Below are 14,852 nucleotides of genomic sequence, written 5' to 3' on the forward strand. Positions count from 1 at the left end.
TTTTTATCGTTTGTCTGTTCGTTTTGCCAGAAAATCTCCGACACCCTGAACAATAAATACTATCAATAAGATAATAACTGTCGCCACAAAAGTAACGGTCAGATTATTTCGTTGATATCCTTCCTGCCATGCCAAACCACCAAGACCTCCGGCACCAATCGCTCCGGCCATTGCCGTAAACCCAATCATTGAAACAGTTGTTACTGTTAAACCTGAAATCAGAGCCGGAATACTTTCCGGAATAATCACTTTTCTGACAATCTGCCAGTAGCTGGCACCCATTGCTTCCGCTGCCTCAACGACACCGGAATCCACTTCACGAAAAGCAATTTCAACAAGTCGAGCGTAAAATGGTGCGGCTGATAATACCAGCGCCGGAATCGCTGCTTTTGCACCAAGCATTGAGCCTACCAGTATTTTTGTAAATGGTATCAGCAAAACCATCAAAATCATAAATGGTGTTGAACGGAAAATATTGCTGATAATAGAAACTGCGGTATATAAGAACTTGGCATAGGACTTTTCATTTTTCCCTGCCGTATAAAGCAGCAACCCCAAAACCAAACCAATCACCAGTACACAAATCATAGAAAGGACTGTCATATAGATGGTATCAACAAATGCCTGCTGCAGCGTTTCTGTATTCACCCTGCTGAAATCAAAATACGTTTCCACGAATCCCTTATCCATGATGAATCACCTCCACGCCAACTTCTTTCTCCTTGAAAAAGTCCAGAGCATTTTCAACTTCTTTATCCACTCCGGTAATCATCACCGTCAACGAACCAAAAGCACCTTCTTTGGTCTGCTGAACCTTTCCATGAACCACATTGATATCAATATCAAACAGGCGAATGGCCTGAGAAATTATCGGCTCATTGGCATTTTCTCCTTTAAAGTGGAGGGTCGTTACAAAGCCTTCCGGATTTTCACTAATCAGTTCAGAAAGCAATTCCTCCAAATTATCTTCCGGGTCCAGTTCTCTCTGAACAAAACGTTTCGTCACTTCCTGCTTAGGATTCCGGAAAACATTTAATACTTCGCCTTCTTCAACAATTTTCCCAAGCTCCATCACAGCAACCCTGTTACAGATTTTTCTGATAACATGCATTTCATGAGTAATCAGCACTATGGTTAAGTTCAGTTCTCTGTTAATCTCCAGCAGCAAATCCAGCACTTCATCCGTGGTCTGAGGATCTAACGCACTCGTTGCTTCATCACAAAGAAGAATTTCCGGATTGTTTGCCAACGCTCTGGCAATCCCGACTCTCTGCTTCTGTCCGCCTGACAGCTGACTTGGATAAGCATTTCCCCGTCCTTCAAGTCCGACTAATGTCAACAGCTCCTCTGCTCTTTTCAGCCGCTGTGCTTTAGGAATTCCTGTCAGCTCTAAAGGCAGCATGATATTTTCAACAATCGTTCGTGACCACAGCAAGTTAAAATGCTGGAAGATCATCCCGATTTTCTTTCTGAAACGTCTTAAATCTGCCGAACTCAATGAAGTGATTTCCATATCCTGAACCACAACTTCTCCTTGGGACGGAAGCTCCAGCCCATTCAGCAAACGAACCAGCGTACTTTTCCCTGCTCCGGAGTAACCGACAATTCCGTAGATATCCCCTTTGTCAATGGACAACGAAACATCATCTACTGCTGTTACTTTCCCTGCTTTCCCGGAAAATTCCTTTTTTACATGACGCAGCTCAATCAAAGCCATGCTTTTCACTCAACTTTCTCTCTTTGTAATCAATCTTTCCTGCTTAATCAGAAGCACTAAAAAAGCTCTCATCCTTCTACTGATATTTATTTATCAATACAAGGACGAAAGCTGATTCTTTCGTGTTACCACCTTTATTCGCAGTTACCTCACAGTAACCGCCTTATACAGTACTTGCCGAAACCTATCGTTTCTCATCGCATACTGCGGTGCTGTAACGGGCACTCCCGTAATAAGTTCACATCTGCTCACTCATTCTGCTCTAAGACCATCTTCCATTCCAAATCTGTTACCTCTTTCCAGCAAATCAAGGCTCTCTATAAACATTTTTGACATGTACTCTTCTTTTCAGTGCTTTCTTTTTATTAAACAACGATTGATGAAATTATAGCAACATCACTCTCACGTGTCAACGATTTTTACCGGAAATCTTCATTCACATCAGAAAATATAGCCAACCAGGCATTACTTTCTTCCACGTCATCCAGTACCGCAGGATCCTTGTCAGCCCCTTCATTAATATGAACTATAGTTCCAGTGAGCGGACTTGAAAATTCACTGACAGATTTCTCCGCTTCCAGTTCAACAAATGCATCGCCCTTGGTCAACCGCTGTCCTACTTTTGGCAGTGTAACAAAACTGATACTGCCCAAGTCATCCTGTGCCTGATTTGTCAGACCCACTTTATATCCCTCGGGTGTTTTTTCAATCCAGAGATTGTCAATGACTGTTCTTTCCGTACTCATGCCTTGAAAGCTCCTTCGTAATCGGATTCCTTAAACCCGTTCGTTATAAATTCACCATCTTTAACTAAAATAGGTCTCTTATTTAACATCCCGTCTTTTGACAGGCGTTTGCTTGCTTCTTCCACAGAGAAATCGTTGACGATATCCTTCAAGCCCTGCTCTCTATAGTGACCGCCGCTAGTGTTGAAAAATCGTCTCACAGGCAACGGACTTTTATTCATCCACTCTGTCAGTTGTTTTTCTGTTGGCGGTGTTTCAATCATATTAACCGTTTTATACTCTACTCCTGAGGCATCCAGCCAAGCCTTGGCTTTTTTACATGTTGAGCATTTTGGGTACCAGTAAAAAGTATACATTTTATTCCCTACTTTCAGATTTAATATTCTAGACCTGTTGACGCTTCCTTTTGGTATTTCATCGAAAGTATTAGTCCCACACCGATCATATTTCCCAGTATTGAGGAACCGCCCTGACTGATAAAAGGCAGAGGAATCCCTGTTAAAGGAAGCAGACCAATGTTGGCGCCAACATTCTCAAATACGTGGAAAAGAAGCATCATAATAATTCCTGTTGCCACATACGCATAAAATTCATTATTTGTTTCGAAGCAGACACGAATCATTCGATAAATCAATATAAAGTATAACAAAATGATGAAACAACTTCCAATAAAACCGAAATTCTCACCAATTACTGTAAAAATCATATCTGATTCCCGTACAGGAACATAAACGTTGCTGACGTTGAAGCCTTTACCAAACAATCCGCCTGACCCGATCGCAATAATGGCACTGGCCGGCTGGTAGGAGCGGGTAGGATCACTGTGGAAAGGATTCAGCCACAAGTCAATTCGCTCAAACTGATACGATTTAACCCCTACCTTATACAATAAATCTCTTCCCATTTCTGTAGTTACGAGATAAATGACACCTCCGCCAACTATAATTCCGACCAAAAAGAACGGTAGAATAATCTTCCATGATATACCGGACATTAAGAAAACACCGGCAAAAATTGCAACGAAAACCAGCATTGTCCCAAAGTCTTTTTGCAAAAGGATCAAGACAATCACAGGGAGTGTCACCATCATCAGTTTGGCAATCAGCCAGCCGTCCGTTTGCAGCGTGCGGTCTTTATAACGCACATTGTGCATAGTCACCACATAGGCAAGCATCAGCGCAAAAGCGATTTTCATCAGCTCCGAAGGCTGAAAAGTCATCCCGCCGATACTGATCCAGTTTTTTGATCCGGTCAGTTCATCCAGATTTTTGTCATAAAACTTCAGCAGCAGAAGCATCATCAAAAGTCCAATCCCATAAGCAAATGGTGTCATTCGCCACAGAAGTTTAGAATTGAAATGCATGATAACAACTATTGAAACGGCTCCGATTAGATACCAGATTCCCTGCCGCATCAGCATCGGAAAAATTTCCGGTCGATTTGGGTCATGTGTCAGCGCTACATATAAAGATAAAATTCCGATCAATGATAGTAAAAAGACCGGTAGTATAAGTCCATAATCAATGCGATTATCCAGATTTAATTTTCTTGTTTTGTCCATTTGTCATCTCTTTTCTTTAAATCATACGCTCTTTATTATATCGCCCTTACCCCTGAAAAGAAAGTACAGACTTGGAGATTTGAAAAAAACTTTAATTCCTTATTTTCGGATTTTCGAAAAGTCTACTACTTTTTTTTACCCGGCACTTTCTCGGCAAATTTTACAGGTTCGCCTATTTTAATCCTCATCACATCGGTGTAAACAAAAAGCGGAAAATAGTGCACCTCAGAAGCAAGAAGCTGAATTGAAAAAATGCTCGATCCCTGAATTATTTGAAATGGCTCTATCATTTTGAAGAGGGGAATCCTGCATTGGTACTGGCAATTCTGGGAAGTTGCCAAAAGAAGATGACGGCTTTTGGCATGCACTGAAAGTAGATCTTTGGAATCCATATTCCTCACAGATGTAAACGTGGAAAGCTGTAGAAATAATCTATGCGTTGGGCATTGAAAACTGAAATTATCCTACGATTCAGGGAATTTTATACTCTTTGGAAAGTGAAAAAATTTTTTCTACAACAAATAAGTTTACAGTATCCCACCCAAACAAGAATTATCACCCGGTTCCTTGAAGGCATGACTCTGTTTATCTGCCTGAGAATAGCCAAATACCATATATTCCGACTACCTGTTCTGCTGGGGGTGTGGATTATGCTAAAAAGGTATGGATTATGCTGAAAAAAGGTCAGACCTTTACAGCGAATGTGAGCTGATTATTCAGGAAGCTGTTGTTTATTATCTGGAGCACCGCTGCTTTTAGACATTTATGTCATAACGAGTTATATCCGCATGACAGATTATTTGTGAAAGAATAAGCGAACTGATTTTAATCACGACGATGACATTGAAAAGAAGCTGGAGCTGGACATCCAGACAAGGCTTAAGAATAAAGCAGAGAACTAGGCAGATGAATGACTAATTAAATGTACTCTTTCTGCCTAACTTTTCATAATTATCCAAACAAGGATTATTTCAATTAATAACCTGCTTAGCCTTTTTCAGTTCTTTTTGCTGAATGATTTTTTCTATATCCTTTGTTATTACTGGGGTTGTTTAACCCAAAATTTTATAGTCCCGTTAACATTAAAAAAAGACCTCGAAATGAGGTCTTGGTTTTCTATTCTATTCATCAAGTTCTGCGGCTCTTGTTTGTCTCCCGCTGTGGATTTTTACCGCCAGCGTTTCAAATGAGATAATAACTGGATACTTATGGTTCAGTTCCTTTTGATATTCGGCCAGCTTATCTTCAATTACTTTATAATCCTCAATTTCATGAATCGTAAAGCGTCCTTTCAGCAGCAGACTTTCTTTCGCTTCTTCTTTAAAACAGCAGACACTCCCCATTGAGTTATTCTCCACATTTTGGGCTGTTTCACCCTCACCGTCAATATAAAATTTCAGACTGTACATCCCATGTCGGATAATCGGTGCCGAAACGACAATCATACCCGGAAATCCGTTTCTGTCAATAGTACTTAAAAGAAATGAACTGCCTTCAGATAACATGCATTGCGCTTTTTCACTTAATTCCTGAATATCCATATACTATCTCCCTTTTATAAAAATCCAGTTTATAATTCTTATTATATATTTTTTTTTACCAATAAAAAACACTTTTCTTAAAATTCAAAATAAAACAAGTATCTTTTATCACAATCATACCAAAAATAAAACACATCATTTGTTTAAGAATATTTCATTTGAAAGATATATCCTATCATTTGATAAGAAGAAACCTGCTTGTCAAAGTAATTTTTGTGAGCTACCCGTCAATAGGACAGTGAAATAATTAAATATTTTGAAAGCTACTCTTTAATTTGTGAAGAGTAGTTTTTTGCTTTATTTGAAGAAATAACTGTCGCACTATCGTTTGGCTGTCGTATAAGTTTTATCTGATAAATTGAACTTATTTATCAGATAAAACTTATACAAGAACTTAAGCTGCTTTGTAGTACTGGTTGTGGTATTCCATTGGTGTCAACACTTGTAATTTTCGCTGGTAACGACCATTGTTGTAGTAATCAATATAGGGGTTGAGCATTGTTACTAACTCGTTACGATTCGTAAATTTCTTACCGTAATATTTTTCTCGTTTAAGTATCCCCCAAAAACCTTCTATCGGACCATTCAATACATTCTTTTTTTAGAAAATCTATTTGATTTTAATCGTTCAAATGTCCAAATTGGTTATTTTCAATTAGTTCTTGAATTGAAAAAATTTGAGCCTTTTTAGAATTTTTCTTTTTAATATACTTTTCTTTCATTCTATGATATTGGCCAAAAAATTTCTATGTATCTGTTTGGTGAGACAAACTCCTATTACCAGTACAAAATACTCCAACAGAAAAACGAGGTTGTGACAAACACTCATGAGGGCTATCGTCTACACCAAACAGAATGAAAAAAAACGATCGACCTACACGCTATTTCCTGTCATACTAAAGAGGACAGAAGGGCTTGTAGGGCGATCACTTATTGAGGTTCTTTTCCAAGTTGACCTTGAGGGACAAACTAGATCGTTCTACTTTATCTGCTCCTGCGATTACTCGTCGCACAAAAAGCTTGCTCCTGCGGTTACTCGGTGCACAAAAAGATCTGTACCAATCATTGGGTCATAGAACCTGCGTAATAAGAAGTGTTCTGCCTCAAGAACCAGGTAGGTATCATGCATCATCTACTCTGACGAGTCAATCGTAGTGATTTATGACAATAAGGCGGAATATACGAAAATTGTCAAGGAACACTAGTCATAAAATGACTAGCTGTGAATTGATACCTTCCTGGAGCTACTCATATTTTCAGTATAGTTCGACTTATTTCCAGAACTGCTGTCTCTACGAGTCTAACGATTCTCGAGACAAAACATTACGCTGTATCCGTTTTTCTGCGTCTACGGTTCTCACTTCGTTCCGATCCTCGAAGCATGGAGGGGCTTTGCTCCTACGCTTCTTCGAATGCTCGAATCATACAAAGACTGGAACACCGTTTATTCGGCTTTAGGGATCTCAGACATACTTATGTCACAGTCTCGTTCATTCATTATCTGTATACCAAATGCTTTTTATCCCAGGTACTTAACCAAACCTGACCGCCGTTTTTGAATTGAATAGAGCTCCAGTAATAGTTGCCGCTGCCTTTTTGCGCCTGACTCACACTGCTCACATTACTTTTAGGGATAATAAAATAACTTCCCTTTTTTGTAACCTGATCAGCAAGTATTTTCCCATTTTCATCAGTTAATATAATATCTGCACAGGCTATGCCGTTCTGGGTCCAGTTAAATTCAACTGGACATAAATAATCACAACGAATCTGCCAAATGCCGTTGACGTGTGCCAATTCATTCACCTGATACACTTTATTCTCGTTTTTTTGCACAATTTTTGACGTAGTTGTATTTTTTGAGTCAGAAGTATTCGTACTTTCAACACTTCTTGGGTATCGGTAGATCGTAACAGCCGGTTTGCCATTATAGCTCCAGATTGTATCGTGATCATTGACTGTGATGCCGTTATAACCAAAATTGCAGTGGATCATCTGATCATTTGAATCAACAAAAATCCCTGTGTGACCATTTGCTCCGCCGCTGGCTCCACGACTTCCCCAGATAAAAATATCTCCGCGTTTTACATCGTAGCTTCCTTTTGAATTCAGTCCAAGCTGTTTCCAGCCGTTTGATTCCAAATGTCCAAATAATGAATCTGTATTTCCCATTGTGCTGGATGGTAAAAAACTGCCCGCTGCTAAAGCGAAGTAAACCGCCGAACTACAGTCATAACTATCCGGACCTAAACGTCTGTTCATGGAATACGTTGCTTTCCCTTTCCGGTCATCCATCCATTTAATCATTGTCTCAAGATTCGCCATCTTTTTTCAGCTCCTTAAGCAGTCCATCTGCTTCAATGGCAGGTTTAGTAAAGCTGTTGTTCTTCCACCATGCTGCAGTAGTTGAACCAATTGTAAAAAGTAAAGACACGATCTGATACACATCATCTTCGATGATATCAAGCGCGCCTTTCCCTGTAATTGCCAAGATTTGATTAAATAATGCTAAAACTAAAACGACCGTTCGTGCGATCGTATCTTTTGTTACCTGTTTCATTTGCATCGCTCCTTTTTAAATAATGTTTTGATTCGTTCATCATGCTTAATCACAGTGTCTTCAATCTCACCTATTTTTCCATCATGGCTATCCAGGCGTTCAACTACCTCAGAATGACGTTCATGAATCCAATGCGACTCCTCTGCTACATTTTCCGATAAACGTGTGATAGCTTCAGATAAACCGTCAAGATTTCGCCTGATTGGATCAGTTATATTATCTTTGATTGAAGCATAGGCTTTTCTGGTAAGCCATACCAGCCAAGCTCCGACAGATCCTGCAACTGCAACAACTGCAGCAATTTCTGCAATTGTCAGACCAAAAAATTTCATCACACACCAACTTTCCTGTTAAATAATTTTTTCAATATAGGCAATGATTCCTGTTCCGGCTGATTTATTCATCATTGACGTCATCTCATACAACGTCTGCCTATCACCGCGAATTACTGCAATAAAATGTGTATACGTACTGAGCATCGCCGATCCGTAGCCCAAATATATGGAATCCGTATCCAGTGCCTTGCTTGTTTCTTCAAATTTCAATACAATCGGGGCGTTTCGACTGTTTCCCCCTGTCTGCTCACGACTGCCATAATCATAGAAATGATTGTAGTAGTAGGCAACTGTAATATCCTCTACACCATTGTTGCTGACAAAGACACCCCACTGTTCATTTGCCTGTTTTACGAGTGAAAATTTTACCTCGTCTAATGTAGCACTGTATTCAGTGTCGGCATCGGTGTCAAGTGAATTAGCCAACGTGATTCTGTTGGAAGAGCCTGTCGCTGTAATGTCTCCTGTCCCAATAAGCGACTGCCCATTTACCGTTTTAAAGCTTGGCTTATTTCGAATATAGCAAGGCGACTTCTCATTTTCTTCCTTATAATCCGACTGAATCAGCTGATACGAATAATAACGCTTCGAAGCTGAATCCTTACTGATTAGAACTGCACTGTATTCTTCAAGCACATCAATATCAGCTAACTCCAAACTAAATTGAGTGTAATCCTCCTGTTCCAGATAGATTCCTTCATACCGCTTATCGGTCAGCACCTCACTGGAACGATGCCAAAAAGCTGCTGCAATAGCTGTCTCATGATTACCTGCTACTGCAATTTGTACACTCTCTTCAGTAAAGAGCGTTTCTATCACTGTCAGCGGCAGTTCAGCAGAGATGACATTATTTTCAATGGTGATGTGCTCACCAGCAGTCAGCCCCTCTTGTTTATTGTTCCAGATCATTTTTTCTTCTGTAGTCACATGGATCGCCTGATCCTCTATATGCTCAATGAACGTTTCCAATTCATCCTTTATTTCTTTCATTCCCAAATTAGTCGCCAACGTATTCATATCCAAATCCGCCTGAACATTATATGTGCCGCTCCCGATTATTTTGATGTTTCCATCCTTGTTTATGATCTGCGTGGGCTGAGCATCCCCACTACTCCCCCCAGCATTTATCTGAACCATTCCTGTCCCTTCATGATTTAAAACCCAGACAGATTCGTCTGGCAAAATATATGCATGATCTCGGTTTGCTTCCTTAATATCGGACAGTTTGTTGACTGGTACTTCCCAATAGCCTTCGTCACAAAACTCCGGTAACACGGGGCTTTGCTTCGTTGAATCACATATTACTGGTCTCTTCATTCTTTTTTCTTCCTTTCTAAACTTGTTTGCTGAGCTTCAGCTCTTACGCCGTTACATACGTCATACTGATAAAGTGCGTATTGCCGACTCTAAAATTGTAGGTCGGACCAGTCGACACATCAGAAGTGTTTACCAACATGATCTCTCCATTTGTTTCAATAATAACCGCTGTATTGGCATAAATTACCGTACTTAGATTTTCAGTTACTATATTTACAGCCATTCTTACTACTGGAAAAAGTTCAGGGTTCGAAATTTCACTGATTTTAAAGCGGGCATTTCTGCTAAAGGAGAAGGCCTGCTGACTAACTAAATTCACATAAAAAAATACTGTTCGTCCCTGCTTAATAATATTTTTATCCTGTGTTGAAAAGTAGGTAGTACTTTCAAAGGTAACTGTCTCTGACTTATCCAGATATTCCGAACCCCTGCCTCCTATCGTTAGATTCCTGCTGCCCAACAGGCGTTGACCGTTAATTGAGCCAGAAACTAGCTGATCCTGTTTGGAGGAAAGATTAGCGGATATCGTATCATCGACAATAATAATATAGTCGCCAGCAGTTAAAACCTCCTGTTTTCCATTACAGGCTGCTTTATCCGCTGCAGTTACATGGCTTTCTTCATTATTCATGTGAGTAGTTACTTTCTGACTGTCGGCAGCTGAAATAATATTTCCTGAAATGATATTATTTTCTCCTGCATTCAATTTTTCCTGCTTAAGATCCCATTCTGCTTTTTTCTCATCTGTTATATGCACACTAGAATCACTAAGATGCTCATCAAATTCAGCTTTCAATTCTTCGATGCCTAAATCTACTTGCAGTTCCGTCCGATCAAGATTTACCTGAACATTATGTGTGCCGCTTCCTGAAATCTTAATATACCCGTCATTGTTTCGGATGAGTGTTGGCTGACCGCTTCCACCTCCATTCAACTAAATCATTCCGTTTCCTTCATGATTTAGAACCCAGATAGATTCGTCCGGTGAAATATATGCGTGGTCACGGTTGACTTCTTTAACTTCTGCCAAACTGGTTACAGGTACCTCCCAGTAACCATCCTCACAATATTCAGGCAGCACCGGATTTTTCGAATTTAAATCACATATTACTGGTTTTACCATCATTAACTTCTTCCTTCTACTCATTCAAGAACTTTCGGCTTCTTCTTATTTTTTACGCTAAAATCAATGGTCGTTCCTTCAGAATATCCGCAAAACAAGCAGCACACTCCGTCACTTCCACACCTAAAAATTTGGTGACTGAACGGATAAACAAATTATTCTTAGTTAAATAACCAGATAGCAGCGATTCATCCTCATCACTCGCCTGCCAAGCTTCAAACGCCGTCATCATAGCAATTCCCAAATGCTTCATTGTGCACCACTGCTCTTTATCGCCAACCGCCCCATACAGATTAAATAAATACAACATGTCCTCACGGCGAAGTGTCGCAAGTACCTGAATTTCTTCTTTCAATTCACTGATTTTGACAAACTGCTGCTCCAGAATTTCTTCCTTCTCAAGCGCAATAAGTCCATTTTCCAATTCCGAAATCCGTTTTTCCAGTAATGTCTTCGTGTGCATCTCCGCACTGGCAATCTGCACAAAGCTGCGGATAATATCTTCTGCAATCCCATCTGTGCTGTGCTTATTTTCCATTGGTTTCACCAGCCTTCCTGTATCTGGCAATTTCACGCTGCATTAACAGCTGTTTCTGCCTTTGTTCATATGCAATTGCTTCGCTTTCCACCTTAAACAGCTGGATAACCGTCTGATAATCTTTCGGATGAGCGGTCAAGTGGACCTTCATCTTTCCGGCTTTTTCCTTGTACCTGTTCATTCCATTACCTGTTTACATGGGAGTATTTTAAATAATTGACAAGTGTCGCATTAAATACCCCCTGTCCTTTCAATTCTACTTTTTTGTAGCCGGTCGCAAGAATTTTTCCCCTCTGCCAGGCAGGTAAATAACCGGCTATTTTAAGAAGATCAAAATTCGCCAGTCCATCACTTGGATAAACACCTTCCCCATCAATCCATGATTCGGGATAGACTGCCTGAAAATAAGGAGTTAAATTAATTCCCTCAACCCAAATTTCAAAATCAGAGACACTGCTTGTAAACATTGAAATACCTGCATCCAGCGAATGATTATGCGGAACAGTTGAATGACTGTGCGGGTTAGGTGAAATGGTGTTTTGATTCACCGTTAAGCCCGTATCTTCCACTTGTACAACGGTTGAACCAGTCGCCCCCCCACCGCCAATCGGCATTGCAAAAGGCTGAATAATAATTTTGAACTCAAATCGTTCGTAATAAATCAGATCCGGACTGACAGAGATATAAAAAGAAGCAGGATGATTGGTATCACCCTGCCGCGTAAATTCCATGCCGTAAACATCCACCACCTGATTTCTCCGCTGAAACTGATTTTGTCTGCTTTCAGCTGTTCGATCACCCACACGTTCAGCTAGCTGATTAAGGGCTCTATCATACGTCATATTCATTGCTGATCACTCTCCCTGTCAATTTTCAGGTATTTCTCCAGCGTCACTGTGTTGGTTTCCATGCCGCTTTGATCCATCTGATAACTGATTCCTGTCAGATAATACCAATCATCCATTTTCAATATCTTCTTCATATAACTTGAGCATTCTTCAAGAATCAGCTGCTGATTATCATAAAACAGCCGGACTCTATCCCCAACGTTTAAATCAGCGGGCAATTCCTCCACTTCAAGTTCAATTTTATAAGAACGGCGGGATTGCTTCAGTTTATTCACTGCCGCATCATACGCCATTTTTGCAGCTTTAGCACGATCTTCATCAGTAATTTCTTCGCCATCAGTATTAAATGGAGCCAGATCATTAAACCCAAATGAGCCCTCAATCACTTTTCCAGATTCCAATGCGATACTCTCGGTATCAATCACTGTATATTCGATCTCATCATTAGGCGCCAGCTTGGTAAACTTGATATAGTCATACCCTCGCTCATTATTAATGGTGTTTCTCAAAATATACACTGGAAAATTCGGGTCCTGAGCGCCTTCTTCCTCATAAATTTCCCGAAGACTCATACTGGACATACCGGAATCCGATTTTTCTCCATAGACAGTCACAACATTAATCACATTTCCAAAATCATGGGTAATCGAAGGTTCAGTAAGAATGCGGATGTTCTGTCTGCCTGTTGGCTTTGTGGAAAAAATATACGGCTTCTGTTCTCCAAATGTCCCAATCTCCAATGCTCTGCCAAATTGAAACCCTACCCGCCAAAACAAATCAGGCGTCAGCTCACACGTTTTTGTGAGCCCCGCCAGTTTATCCTGCCGACTGTAGACATAATCAATGACACGAGTCGCAGTGTTCTGCAGATAATTCATATTCCAGCCAGGATAACGAAAATCCAACGTACTGTAGATATCATTGACGGTTCTGTTTTTAGCCGCCAAATTCGTGGAAACCTGTCTGTATTCCCATTCAGAAATCACATGAGTAAGATCCACATCCAGCGTTTCATTGATTTTATCCAGACTATATCCTGTAACGATACCATGAAACACTTTATTGTTAATATACAGCTTCATTTCTTCACGTCCATTGATCCATTCGATATATTCAATAGGCAACGTAATCTGAGTGGAAGGAACATACATCAGCTCATTGCTCCAGCTTAGGGTATTTAAAATCTTTGTTCCCCGCTTAATCACCTTGCCGCCTTCCAGTATTTCAAAAAAGAACGTTGTATTCCCGCGTGCAAAGGGATCAATTTCTATGTCAAATGCCTGCTCATAAATAATAATCTTGTCAAAAATCAGTTCATCTGTTGCCGAGCCATTTGTCCGTATTCCTTTAATGTACACAGCTGTTTCATTCGGTACTTCAAAGGTCACACTAAAGCCTGATTTTTCCACTCCAATGACATTTGGATAGGCTTCTTTCACATCCGGACGATCAATCGCCGGTGCTTCCACCCTGTCCAGCTCCTCATCTGTTTCTGCATTGATACACGCAATATATTCAGTTCCCTTGTCCGAACTGAAATGCCAGCCGGACGCATAAATTTTTCCTGCCTTAATCCCCAGAAAGTCCAAAGAGCCAACATTAGTCATTGTTTCAAAGCTTTCCAATTCATCAAAATCAGAAGGCAAATCCATTAAAAAGCTGTACCAGCGATTGCCCGCTTCGATTCTTCTTTGCTGATGCTCGGTCCCTGCACGTTCAAAATTTTTCAGAAAAGCAAATGCAGCCTGTTCCACATCTCCGACATTTTTAAACCCTTCGACTGATTTTGGTTCTACCGCACCAATCCACTGACCATTAAACATGCACCAGTCAATTAGCCGAGTTTGAACCTCAGCATTTCGGTAATCCCCTGCGATTCCGGCATGACTGAGCAGGCGCTGAACGTATTCACGACCATTCCAGGTTGCTCCACCTACAAGAGGATATGCTGAACCGTCCCATTGCACCAGACCATACGCTGGTCCGCCGGCCATTTGATCAGTATCCGGATTCATGCTGGACGCTGTTTCAACATCAATATTTCCAAGGATACCGGCAATCGCCATTTTATTATAGCCCGCTTTATTTAGGATTTGTGCGATTGACCAGGCCCGCCGTTCTTCATCTGTTGTTAAATTAGGCGTTCCGCTTGATCCTGATGCATTCCTGTAAATAACCGCCGGCGGGTTATGATTGTAGCTCAGGCTGCCAGAATAATTGTTCGCCGTAATCCCATCTGTATTACAGTGAATGATGGTACTGCTATCTATAAAAATCCCTGTATGCCCTGCCGATCCACCAGAGGCCCCGCGAATTCCCCAGATAAAAATATCTCCTCGCTGCGGTGTATTCGTACTTTGCCAACCGGCATTTTCCAGATGACCAAACAGAGAATCTGTATTTCCCATTGTACCGGCAGCAAGAAAACCGCCGGCAATCAATGCAAAATAAACAGCAGAGCTGCAGTCATAGCTGTTTGGTCCCAATCTGGCTGCCATACTGTAGGAAACTTTCCCTTTTCGCTGATCCATCCAGTTAATCATTGTTTCAATACTTGCCATTTTTT

Annotated in this window: 17 protein-coding genes and 1 other annotated feature; all 17 genes read right to left on the reverse strand. The window is 40.6% G+C overall.

What is annotated here, in order from left to right; genetic code table 11:
* Positions 1 to 3 precede the first annotated feature (3 nt).
* The gene (locus tag LI951_RS06930) at positions 4 to 690 is read right to left on the reverse strand and encodes a methionine ABC transporter permease (RefSeq protein ID WP_202064506.1); all 687 of its coding nucleotides are present in this window, start codon (positions 688 to 690) and stop codon (positions 4 to 6) included.
* Positions 683 to 1,717: a methionine ABC transporter ATP-binding protein gene (locus tag LI951_RS06935; protein WP_202065018.1), complete on the reverse strand. Its 1,035-nt coding sequence runs from the start codon at positions 1,715 to 1,717 to the stop codon at positions 683 to 685. Before LI951_RS06935 ends, LI951_RS06930 begins: the two co-directional genes overlap by 8 nt.
* A 97-nt stretch (positions 1,718 to 1,814) precedes the next feature.
* Positions 1,815 to 2,078, reverse strand: a binding site (T-box leader).
* 58 nt (positions 2,079 to 2,136) lie between these two features.
* Entirely contained in the window at positions 2,137 to 2,463 is a 327-nt protein-coding gene (locus LI951_RS06940) for a glycine cleavage system protein H (protein ID WP_229441684.1), read from the reverse strand.
* The gene (locus tag LI951_RS06945) at positions 2,460 to 2,819 is read right to left on the reverse strand and encodes an arsenate reductase family protein (RefSeq protein WP_229441685.1); all 360 of its coding nucleotides are present in this window, start codon (positions 2,817 to 2,819) and stop codon (positions 2,460 to 2,462) included. The genes LI951_RS06940 and LI951_RS06945 overlap by 4 nt, the downstream gene beginning before the upstream one ends.
* Before the next feature lie 20 nt (positions 2,820 to 2,839).
* A complete protein-coding gene (locus LI951_RS06950) occupies positions 2,840 to 4,024 on the reverse strand; it encodes an FtsW/RodA/SpoVE family cell cycle protein (protein ID WP_202064511.1) in 1,185 nt (394 codons plus the stop codon).
* Between the two features lie 1,121 nt (positions 4,025 to 5,145).
* The gene (locus tag LI951_RS06955; protein ID WP_229441686.1) at positions 5,146 to 5,565 is read right to left on the reverse strand and encodes a pyridoxamine 5'-phosphate oxidase family protein; all 420 of its coding nucleotides are present in this window, start codon (positions 5,563 to 5,565) and stop codon (positions 5,146 to 5,148) included.
* Positions 5,566 to 5,959: 394 nt separating this feature from the next.
* A complete protein-coding gene (locus tag LI951_RS15390) occupies positions 5,960 to 6,154 on the reverse strand; it encodes an IS3 family transposase (protein ID WP_420705921.1) in 195 nt (64 codons plus the stop codon).
* Positions 6,155 to 7,062: 908 nt separating this feature from the next.
* Positions 7,063 to 7,890, reverse strand: a complete 828-nt coding sequence (locus LI951_RS06960) for a peptidoglycan amidohydrolase family protein (RefSeq protein WP_229441687.1) — start codon at positions 7,888 to 7,890, stop codon at positions 7,063 to 7,065.
* Positions 7,877 to 8,125 carry a phage holin gene (locus LI951_RS06965; protein ID WP_202064515.1) on the reverse strand — a complete coding sequence of 83 codons (249 nt, stop codon included), beginning with the start codon at positions 8,123 to 8,125 and terminating at the stop codon, positions 7,877 to 7,879. Before LI951_RS06965 ends, LI951_RS06960 begins: the two co-directional genes overlap by 14 nt.
* Positions 8,122 to 8,460 carry a hypothetical protein gene (locus LI951_RS06970; protein ID WP_202064516.1) on the reverse strand — a complete coding sequence of 113 codons (339 nt, stop codon included), beginning with the start codon at positions 8,458 to 8,460 and terminating at the stop codon, positions 8,122 to 8,124. Before LI951_RS06970 ends, LI951_RS06965 begins: the two co-directional genes overlap by 4 nt.
* A 15-nt stretch (positions 8,461 to 8,475) precedes the next feature.
* On the reverse strand, positions 8,476 to 9,777 hold the full coding sequence (locus tag LI951_RS06975; RefSeq protein ID WP_229441688.1) for a hypothetical protein: 1,302 nt from the start codon (positions 9,775 to 9,777) through the stop codon (positions 8,476 to 8,478).
* A 43-nt stretch (positions 9,778 to 9,820) separates the two neighbouring features.
* Positions 9,821 to 10,711, reverse strand: a complete 891-nt coding sequence (locus LI951_RS06980) for a hypothetical protein (protein WP_229441689.1) — start codon at positions 10,709 to 10,711, stop codon at positions 9,821 to 9,823.
* Positions 10,712 to 10,903 (reverse strand): hypothetical protein, encoded by a 192-nt coding sequence (locus tag LI951_RS06985; RefSeq protein WP_202064521.1) that lies wholly within the window; start codon positions 10,901 to 10,903, stop codon positions 10,712 to 10,714.
* A gap of 49 nt (positions 10,904 to 10,952) precedes the next feature.
* Entirely contained in the window at positions 10,953 to 11,438 is a 486-nt protein-coding gene (locus LI951_RS06990) for a hypothetical protein (RefSeq protein ID WP_229441690.1), read from the reverse strand.
* A complete protein-coding gene (locus LI951_RS06995; protein ID WP_229441691.1) occupies positions 11,428 to 11,619 on the reverse strand; it encodes a hypothetical protein in 192 nt (63 codons plus the stop codon). Before LI951_RS06995 ends, LI951_RS06990 begins: the two co-directional genes overlap by 11 nt.
* A 4-nt stretch (positions 11,620 to 11,623) precedes the next feature.
* On the reverse strand, positions 11,624 to 12,286 hold the full coding sequence (locus LI951_RS07000) for a hypothetical protein (RefSeq protein ID WP_229441692.1): 663 nt from the start codon (positions 12,284 to 12,286) through the stop codon (positions 11,624 to 11,626).
* A complete protein-coding gene (locus tag LI951_RS07005) occupies positions 12,283 to 14,847 on the reverse strand; it encodes a phage tail tip lysozyme (protein WP_229441693.1) in 2,565 nt (854 codons plus the stop codon). The genes LI951_RS07000 and LI951_RS07005 overlap by 4 nt, the downstream gene beginning before the upstream one ends.
* Positions 14,848 to 14,852 lie beyond the last annotated feature (5 nt).

Origin of the sequence: Enterococcus sp. BWT-B8 (assembly GCF_020567625.1) — a bacterium.
GTDB lineage: Bacteria > Bacillota > Bacilli > Lactobacillales > Enterococcaceae > Enterococcus_L.

Excerpts from the sequence above, each read along its gene's own strand:
- LI951_RS06955 (WP_229441686.1), bottom strand. The coding sequence starts at position 5,565 with ATGGATATTCAGGAATTAAGTGAAAAAGCGCAATGCATGTTATCTGAA.
- LI951_RS07000 (WP_229441692.1), bottom strand. The coding sequence starts at position 12,286 with ATGAATATGACGTATGATAGAGCCCTTAATCAGCTAGCTGAACGTGTG.
- LI951_RS07005 (WP_229441693.1), bottom strand. The coding sequence starts at position 14,847 with ATGGCAAGTATTGAAACAATGATTAACTGGATGGATCAGCGAAAAGGG.
- LI951_RS06940 (WP_229441684.1), bottom strand. The coding sequence starts at position 2,463 with ATGAGTACGGAAAGAACAGTCATTGACAATCTCTGGATTGAAAAAACA.
- LI951_RS06985 (WP_202064521.1), bottom strand. The coding sequence starts at position 10,903 with ATGATGGTAAAACCAGTAATATGTGATTTAAATTCGAAAAATCCGGTG.
- LI951_RS06990 (WP_229441690.1), bottom strand. The coding sequence starts at position 11,438 with ATGGAAAATAAGCACAGCACAGATGGGATTGCAGAAGATATTATCCGC.
- LI951_RS06995 (WP_229441691.1), bottom strand. The coding sequence starts at position 11,619 with ATGAACAGGTACAAGGAAAAAGCCGGAAAGATGAAGGTCCACTTGACC.
- LI951_RS06965 (WP_202064515.1), bottom strand. The coding sequence starts at position 8,125 with ATGAAACAGGTAACAAAAGATACGATCGCACGAACGGTCGTTTTAGTT.
- LI951_RS06960 (WP_229441687.1), bottom strand. The coding sequence starts at position 7,890 with ATGGCGAATCTTGAGACAATGATTAAATGGATGGATGACCGGAAAGGG.
- LI951_RS06945 (WP_229441685.1), bottom strand. The coding sequence starts at position 2,819 with ATGTATACTTTTTACTGGTACCCAAAATGCTCAACATGTAAAAAAGCC.
- LI951_RS06935 (WP_202065018.1), bottom strand. The coding sequence starts at position 1,717 with ATGGCTTTGATTGAGCTGCGTCATGTAAAAAAGGAATTTTCCGGGAAA.
- LI951_RS06975 (WP_229441688.1), bottom strand. The coding sequence starts at position 9,777 with ATGAAGAGACCAGTAATATGTGATTCAACGAAGCAAAGCCCCGTGTTA.
- LI951_RS06930 (WP_202064506.1), bottom strand. The coding sequence starts at position 690 with ATGGATAAGGGATTCGTGGAAACGTATTTTGATTTCAGCAGGGTGAAT.
- LI951_RS06950 (WP_202064511.1), bottom strand. The coding sequence starts at position 4,024 with ATGGACAAAACAAGAAAATTAAATCTGGATAATCGCATTGATTATGGA.